Origin of the sequence: Mycobacterium sp. (genome assembly GCF_049585075.1) — a bacterium.
In the GTDB taxonomy this organism is placed as follows: Bacteria; Actinomycetota; Actinomycetes; order Mycobacteriales; family Mycobacteriaceae; genus Mycobacterium.
Genome location: NZ_JBAUZA010000249.1, coordinates 1 through 7,555, shown reverse-complemented (window position 1 = coordinate 7,555; position 7,555 = coordinate 1). Strand labels below are relative to the sequence as shown.

The window sequence follows — 7,555 nt, the reverse complement described above, 5'->3', positions numbered from 1 at the left end:
CCAGCGGCGCCCCGACGTTCGCTGCGGTAGCCAAGCGCTGCACCGAGCAGTTCGGCGGACGGTTCACCATCCAGCAGTTCAGCTTGCCCCGGTCCTCTGATGACCAGCGGCTGCAACTGGCGCGCCGGCTGAGCGCCAACGACCGCAGTGTGGACGTCATGGCACTAGACGTGATCTGGACGGCGGAGTTCGCGGAAGCGGGCTGGGCATTGCCGCTTTCGGATGACCCGGCCGGCCGGGCCGAGGCCGATGCCACCGCCGACACCCTGCCCGGGCCGCTTGCCACGGCCACCTGGAAGCGTCGGCACTATGCTGCACCACTGTCGACCAATACCGAATTGCTTTGGTACCGACCTGATTTGATGGACAAGCCGCCGGCAACCTGGACCGCGATGGTAGATGAGGCAACCCGGTTGCACGCCGCAGGCAAACCCAGCTGGATCGGCGTCCAGGCCAGCCAGGGCGAGGGTTTGGTGGTGTGGTTCAATACCCTGCTGGAAAGCGCGGGTGGCCGGGTGCTGTCCGATGACGGCCACAAGGTCACGCTTACCGATACGCCAGCACACCGCGCCGCCACCGTCGGCGCTCTGCGGATCCTCAAGTCGGTGGCCACGGCCCCCGGTGCCGACCCGTCGATCAGCCGGAGCGACGCGGGTACTTCACGGTTGGCGTTCGAGCAGGGGAAGTCGGCCTTGGAGGTCAACTGGCCATACGCGCTGGCGTCCATGCTGGAGAACGCGGTGAAGGGCGGCGTGGCGTTTCTGCCGCTCAACCGCCGTCCCGACCTGGCCGGCAGCATCAACCACGTCGGCGCGTTCGTGCCGACTGACCAGCAGTTCCGCGCGGCCTACGACGCCAGCCAGAAGGTGTTCGGGTTCGCTCCGTATCCCGGTGTGCAGCCGGGCCAGCCGGCCAAGGTAACGATCGGCGGCCTGAACCTGGCAGTGGCCAAGACCACGCGTCATAAAGCCGAGGCGTACCAAGCGATCAGATGCCTGCGCGACGTGCGAAGCGAAAAGTACATCGCGTTGCAAGGTGGGCTGCCCGCGGCGCGGACCTCGCTGTACTCCGATCCGCAATTCCAGGCGAAGTACCCGATGTACAACATCATTCGTCAACAACTCAGCAACGCCGCCGCGCGGATAGCGACGCCGGTCTACCAGGCGGTGTCCACGCGGATGTCGGCCACGCTGAGCCCGATCAACGAAATCGACCCGGAGAAGACTGCCGACAGCCTCACCGCGCAGGTGCAGAAGGCCATCGACGGCCGGGGGCTGCTGCCGTGAGCGCCCCGGAGCGGCGCCTGGCTTACGTCCTCGTGGCGCCCGCGGCGATGCTGATGCTGGCCGTCACCGCCTATCCGATCGGCTACGCGATTTGGCTGAGCTTGCAGCGCTATAACTTGACCACCCCGAACGACACCACGTTCATCGGGCTCGGCAACTACCAAACGATCTTGACTGATCGATATTGGTGGACGGCACTTGTGGTGACGTTGGCGATCTCGATTGTCTCAGTGTCGATCGAATCTGTGCTGGGCCTGGCGCTGGCGTTGGTAATGCACCGCACCCTGATCGGTAAGGGCCTGGTGCGCACCGCGGTGCTCATCCCCTACGGGATCGTCACCGTGGTCGCCTCCTACAGCTGGTACTACGCCTGGACCCCGGGCACCGGCTATCTGACCAACCTGCTGCCGCAAGCTAGCGCACCGCTCACTCACCAGATTCCGTCGCTGGGCATCGTGGTCCTCGCCGAGGTGTGGAAGACGACGCCGTTTATGGCACTGCTGCTACTGGCTGGCTTGGCGCTGGTGCCCAACGACCTGCTGAAGGCCGCGCAGGTCGACGGCGCCGGCGCATGGCGCCGGCTGATAAAGATCACCTTGCCGCTGATCAAACCGGCCATCCTGGTGGCACTGCTGTTCCGCACACTGGATGCGTTCCGGATTTTCGACAACATCTACGTGCTCACCGGCGGCGCCGGCAACACCAGCTCGGTGTCGATCCTTGGCTACGACAACCTGTTCAAGGGCTTCAATGTCGGCCTCGGCTCGGCGATTTCGGTCCTGATCTTCGTATGCGTGACCATCATCGCGTTCATGTTCATCAAAGTGTTCGGCGCATCGGCGCCGGGCGTCGACGGCGATGGACGCTGAGCCGTGACCGAGCGGGTGGGTGTCCGGCGGACGGCGGCCTGGCTGATCATCGATACCGTCGTGCTGCTGTATGCGCTGTTCCCGGTGTTGTGGATTCTCAGCCTGTCGCTCAAGCCGACGTCAACGGTCAAAGACGGCAAGCTGATTCCGTCGTCGGTGACGTTCGACAACTACCGCGGAATCTTTCGGGGCAACTTCTTCAGCTCGGCCCTGATCAACTCCGTCGGAATCGGCGTGCTCACCACGACTATCGCGGTGGTGATCGGCGCGATGGCGGCATATGCGGTGGCGCGGTTGACCTTTCCGGGCAAGCGGTCGTTGATCGCTGCCGTGCTGCTGATTTCGATGTTCCCAGCGATCTCGCTGGTCACCCCGCTGTTCGACCTCGAGCGGCGGATCGGGCTGTTCGATACTTGGCCCGGGCTGATCATTCCCTACATCGCGTTCGCGCTGCCGTTGGCGATCTACACGCTCTCGGCGTTCTTCCGGGAGATTCCAGGGGACCTGGAGAAGGCGGCCAAAGTCGACGGCGCCACGCCCGGACAGGCGTTCCGGAAAGTAATCGCCCCGCTGGCGGCACCGGGAATCGTGACCGCCGCGATTCTGGTGTTCATCTTTGCCTGGAACGATCTGCTGCTCGCCTTGTCGTTGACCGCAACCAAAGCCGCGATCACTGCGCCGGTGGCGATCGCCAACTTCACCGGCAGTTCGCAATTCGAAGAGCCAACCGGATCGATCGCGGCCGGCGCGATGGTGATCACCGTCCCGATTATCGTTTTTGTTCTAGTCTTCCAACGACGGATCGTCGCTGGGTTGACCTCTGGCGCGGTGAAGGGATAACTCGATGGCCGAGATTGTGTTGGCGAACGTGACCAAGAGTTACCCCGACGGCGCGATAGCTGTGAACGATCTCAGTATTTCGATCGCGGAAGGCGAGTTCATCATCCTGGTCGGACCGTCCGGCTGTGGAAAATCCACCACGCTGAATATGATTGCCGGCCTGGAAGATATCTCGTCGGGGGAGCTGCGCATCGGCGGCGAGCGGGTGAACGACAAGGCACCCAAGGACCGCGATATCGCAATGGTGTTTCAGTCCTATGCGCTCTACCCGCACATGACCGTGCGACAGAACATCGCGTTTCCGTTGACCCTGGCCAAGATGAAAAAAAGGGACATTGCGGACAAGGTCGAGGACACCGCGCGAATCCTTGACTTGACCGACGTTCTCGACCGCAAGCCCTCGCAACTGTCCGGCGGCCAGCGGCAGCGAGTGGCGATGGGTAGGGCAATCGTGCGGCATCCCAAGGCTTTCCTGATGGACGAGCCGCTGTCGAACCTCGATGCCAAGTTGCGGGTCCAGATGCGCGGCGAGATCGCCCGGCTGCAGCGGCGGCTAGGCACCACGACCGTCTATGTGACGCACGACCAGACCGAGGCCATGACGCTCGGTGACCGAGTCGTGGTGATGCGCGGCGGGGTTGCGCAGCAAATCGGCACGCCCGACGAGCTTTACGAGCGGCCCGCCAATCTGTTCGTCGCCGGCTTCATCGGCTCGCCGGCCATGAACTTCTTTCCCGGCACGCTGACGGCGACCGGATTGAAGCTGCCATTCGGCGAGGTGACGCTCACCCAGCCGGTCCACGATGTGCTCGCGCAGCACCCGACACCGGAGAACGTCATCGTCGGCGTTCGCCCAGAACATCTGCAAGATGCCGCCTTGATCGACGGCTACCAGCGCATCAGCGCACTGACTTTCGAGGTAAAGGTGGACATGGTCGAGTCGCTAGGCGCCGACAAATACGTCTACTTCACCACCGAGGGTTGCGTTGTCCATTCCGACCAGCTCGCCGAGCTCGACGGCGAATCCGGGGGAGAAGAGCACGAATTCGTGGCCAGGGTTCCCGCCGCGTCGAAAGCAGCAAAGGGAAAGTCACTCGAATTAGCCTTCGACACCGTGAAACTCGCCGTTTTCGACGCCGACACCGGTGTCAACCTGACCGTTCCACCGCCGCCGCAGGTGCAGTGACCCAGACATTGGCTCGGGTGCGTGCGCACCTGCTCGCACACTTCAGGCAAGCGGGCGTCGATACCGAGCCTGACCTCGCGAGCGTGACCTTTCTGGGCGCCGAGCCAATCGAGGTGTTGCGCTTTCGCCCTGGAGCCGACGAGGTGGTGCATTATGTCTCGCTGGGATGCTCGCGGTACCCGATGGCCGAACCAACCGACTTGACCACCGACAGCGAGCGTGGCCCGCGCGCCGAAGTCGTTCTGCGGCTGCGTAATCCAGGAACGATTACCCGCTTGGCGCATAGCCTGGCGATCGTGGCGGCAACGCCCGCCGTCGAAGGAGTGGTGTTGACCGAAGACGCGTTGATCGATCTCGGCTCGCCGCTATGGGACAACCCATCCGGGTCGGCGCCGTTCACCGCGATGTTGTTGGGCGGCAGCGACATTGCGGACCTGCCGCTGGATCCGCCGCGCGACCCGGTGCGTTTTTTATCCGCGACACCGATCACGGCGACCGAGGCCGCCTGGGTGCGGCTAAGGGGAGCCGACGCGATGCGGGACGCGTGGCGAAGCGACGGGGTGGATGTGGTCGATCCCAATCGCCCTGCCGCACAGCCAGGTTGAAACTTTTCGGAGCTAGAGCCAGTTCCTGTGCCGGAATCGGAAGTACAGGACCAAGCAGGCGCCGGTCATCAAGGCCACTACCCCCGGGTATCCCCATGGCCAGTTCAGTTCGGGCATGAACCTGAAGTTCATCCCGTAGATGGCCGCGACCATGGTCGGCACCGCCAAGATGGCCGCCCAGGCCGCCATCTTGCGCATGTCGTCGTTTTGCTGCATGCCGACGCGAGCCAGGGCCGCCTGCACCAGAGAGGTAAGCATGTCGTCATAGCTGGCGATCTGGTCTGCCGCCTGCGACTGGTGGTCGGAGACGTCGCGCAGATAGCGGCGCACTTCTTTGGAGATCAGATCCTTGTGTTCGGTCTGCAAGCGCGCAAACGGGACGGAGAGCGGGTTGATGGACCTGCGCAGCTCGACTACTTCGCGTTTGATCTGGTAGATCGGCTCGATATCGGTCCGGGCGCCGGGCGTGAACGCCGTCTCTTCGATGGCGTCGATGTCGGCCGCCATCAAGTTAGTCACCCCGAGGTAGTGGTCTACGACGGTGTCGGCGATGGCGTGCATCACCGCAAAGGGACCCAGCGCCATGTGCTCGGGGTTGTTGTCCATCCGCTTGCGCACGTCTGACAGCCGTCCGTGCTCACCATGTCGGACGGTCACCACGAAATCTCCATTGACGAAGATCATGATCTCGCCGGTCTCGACGATCTCACGGGTTAGCCCCGACGAATCGTGCGGAACATAGTTGACGGTCTTGAGAACCAGAAAAAGCGTCTCGTCGTAACGCTCTAATTTCGGCCGTTGGTGAGCTTGCACGGCGTCCTCGACGGCCAACGGGTGCAGGCCGAAAACGCTCGCGACCTCCTGCATCTGGTGCTCGGTGGGCTCATGCAGGCCGATCCATGCGAAGGCTTCTTGTCCGGCCAACTGCAGCTCGCCCACTTTGGTCCGGGCGTCGGCGTGGGTGAAAGTCCCGGCTAGTCGCTTGCCGTCCACATAGATGCCGCAGTCGACCACTGCCTGATCGGCAGACGGGTCATCCGGATGCGGATGAGGAGGCTCGTCCCTTTCAGGCCATGCCAGAGGACGCAGTGTTTCCGGTATATCGCGAAACGAAGGCATCCCTCACCTCCCGTCGCAGTGCGGATCCGATAAAGCCTCGGTCATGCTACGCGCCTCAGCCGGGTATTGCCCGTGCGCGGGCGCGGCTGAGCTGGTGCGATTGGGGCCGGGGTTTATCGCGCGCATGCGTGCGCTAGTTTCGACCCGACGCGATTGGCGCATACAGCCGAACTGCACGAGGAGCGAACTGTCGTGAGCACCACACCTTTGAAGGTTGCCGTCACCGGCGCCGCTGGCCAGATTGGCTACAGCCTGCTGTTTCGCCTGGCGAGCGGCTCACTGCTGGGGCCTGACCGCCCGATCGAGCTGCGGCTGTTGGAGATCGAGCCGGCCCTCAAGGCGCTCGAAGGCGTCGTGATGGAGCTCGACGACTGCGCGTTTCCGCTGCTGTCGGGGGTGCAGATCGGCGCCGACCCGAACAAGATCTTCGACGGAGTCAACCTGGCCCTGCTCGTCGGCGCGAAGCCGCGCGGCCCGGGCATGGAGCGCGGCGACCTGCTGGAGGCCAACGGCGCGATCTTCACCGCGCAGGGCAAGGCGCTGAACTCCGTCGCCGCCGACGATGTCCGCATCGGCGTCACCGGCAACCCGGCCAACACCAACGCGCTGATCGCGTTGAGCAATGCGCCCGACATCCCGCACGAGCGGTTCTCGGCGTTGACCCGCCTCGACCACAACCGGGCCATCTCGCAACTGGCCCACAAGACCGGAGCCGACGTCAGCGACATCAAGAAGATCACCATCTGGGGCAACCACTCGGCCACCCAGTACCCCGACATCTTCCACGCCGAGATCAACGGCAAGAACGCGGCGCAGGTGGTCAACGACCAGTCCTGGATCGAGAACGACTTCATCCCCACGGTCGCCAAGCGTGGCGCCGCGATCATCGATGCGAGGGGCGCGTCGTCAGCCGCCTCGGCCGCGTCGGCAACCATCGACGCCGCGCGGGACTGGCTACTGGGCAGCCCCGACGGCGATTGGGTGTCGATGGCCGTGCTGTCCGATGGCTCCTACGGGGTACCGGAGGGCCTGATCTCGTCGTTCCCGGTGACCACGAAGGGCGGCAACTGGACCATCGTGAGCGGCCTGGACATCGACGACTTCTCCCGCGGCCGGATCGACAAGTCGACTGCCGAGCTGGCCGAGGAGCGGGAAGCCGTCACCGGCCTGGGCCTGATCTAAGCGCGGCGTCGCGGTGCCAACGCTCGGCGTCGTGCTCACGAGCTACCCGCGACTCGGTTGACGGGCGCAGGCCGTCGTCGGGATATATCGGTCCGGCGCCATAGGTAAATCCCCAAAGCGAGTCCCAGAACAAACGGGATGTCGGTGAAGAACTTGCTCCAGTACCGATCCATTTCGCCGGCCGCTTGCATCACCATCAACACGCCGTGTGCGAGGTTGGCCCACATGGTGAACCCGAGAAACGACAGATATCCGTGTGGATTTCCGGCCGAACGCAGGAGAAACACTCCCCAGACGATGTAGATGACCATCAGCATGGGTGGCACGTGCATATGCTCACCGCCACAGCGGACATCGTTCCAAATCGTCCAATTCAGCGCGCCGCCATGCTCAGCGAGCAAGGGCGATTGAGCGAGAAATCCCGCCAGCAGGAAAGTGAATATTGCCAATGTCAGCACGCCGTAGATC

Annotated in this window: 8 protein-coding genes; 6 read left to right on the top strand and 2 right to left on the bottom strand. The window is 63.7% G+C overall.

What is annotated here, in order from left to right:
- From WB785_RS11880 to WB785_RS11860, 5 genes are all read left to right on the top strand, one after another.
- A partial coding sequence (locus WB785_RS11880) for an extracellular solute-binding protein (protein ID WP_424079363.1) occupies window positions 1–1,286 on the top strand: 1,286 nt, incomplete at its 5' end.
- Window positions 1,287–1,333: 47 nt separating this feature from the next.
- Window positions 1,334–2,155 carry a carbohydrate ABC transporter permease gene (locus WB785_RS11875; protein ID WP_424079366.1) on the top strand — a complete coding sequence of 274 codons (822 nt, stop codon included), beginning with the start codon at window positions 1,334–1,336 and terminating at the stop codon, window positions 2,153–2,155.
- A 15-nt stretch (window positions 2,156–2,170) separates the two neighbouring features.
- Window positions 2,171–2,995, top strand: coding sequence for a carbohydrate ABC transporter permease (locus WB785_RS11870; RefSeq protein WP_424079365.1), 825 nt, complete (start codon window positions 2,171–2,173; stop codon window positions 2,993–2,995).
- 4 nt (window positions 2,996–2,999) lie between these two features.
- Window positions 3,000–4,181, top strand: a complete 1,182-nt coding sequence (locus tag WB785_RS11865; RefSeq protein ID WP_424079361.1) for an ABC transporter ATP-binding protein — start codon at window positions 3,000–3,002, stop codon at window positions 4,179–4,181.
- Window positions 4,178–4,786, top strand: a complete 609-nt coding sequence (locus WB785_RS11860; protein ID WP_424079360.1) for a suppressor of fused domain protein — start codon at window positions 4,178–4,180, stop codon at window positions 4,784–4,786. Before WB785_RS11865 ends, WB785_RS11860 begins: the two co-directional genes overlap by 4 nt.
- A 12-nt stretch (window positions 4,787–4,798) precedes the next feature.
- Here the strand turns inward: WB785_RS11860 and corA are convergent, their stop codons facing one another.
- On the bottom strand, window positions 4,799–5,905 hold the full coding sequence (gene corA / locus WB785_RS11855) for a magnesium/cobalt transporter CorA (RefSeq protein ID WP_424079358.1): 1,107 nt from the start codon (window positions 5,903–5,905) through the stop codon (window positions 4,799–4,801).
- Between the two features lie 192 nt (window positions 5,906–6,097).
- On the opposite strand from corA, the gene WB785_RS11850 reads away from it, so the two are divergent.
- The gene (locus WB785_RS11850; RefSeq protein WP_424079357.1) at window positions 6,098–7,087 is read left to right on the top strand and encodes a malate dehydrogenase; all 990 of its coding nucleotides are present in this window, start codon (window positions 6,098–6,100) and stop codon (window positions 7,085–7,087) included.
- A gap of 35 nt (window positions 7,088–7,122) precedes the next feature.
- Here WB785_RS11850 and WB785_RS11845 read toward each other — a convergent pair.
- Window positions 7,123–7,555: DUF6632 domain-containing protein (locus tag WB785_RS11845; RefSeq protein ID WP_424079355.1), on the bottom strand; the 433-nt coding region annotated here is incomplete at its 5' end.

What these genes read in the sequence shown, in the direction of transcription:
- WB785_RS11875 (WP_424079366.1), top strand. Translation starts at nt 1,334, where the DNA reads ATGCTGATGCTGGCCGTCACCGCCTATCCGATCGGCTACGCGATTTGG.
- corA (WP_424079358.1), bottom strand. Translation starts at nt 5,905, where the DNA reads ATGCCTTCGTTTCGCGATATACCGGAAACACTGCGTCCTCTGGCATGG.
- WB785_RS11865 (WP_424079361.1), top strand. Translation starts at nt 3,000, where the DNA reads ATGGCCGAGATTGTGTTGGCGAACGTGACCAAGAGTTACCCCGACGGC.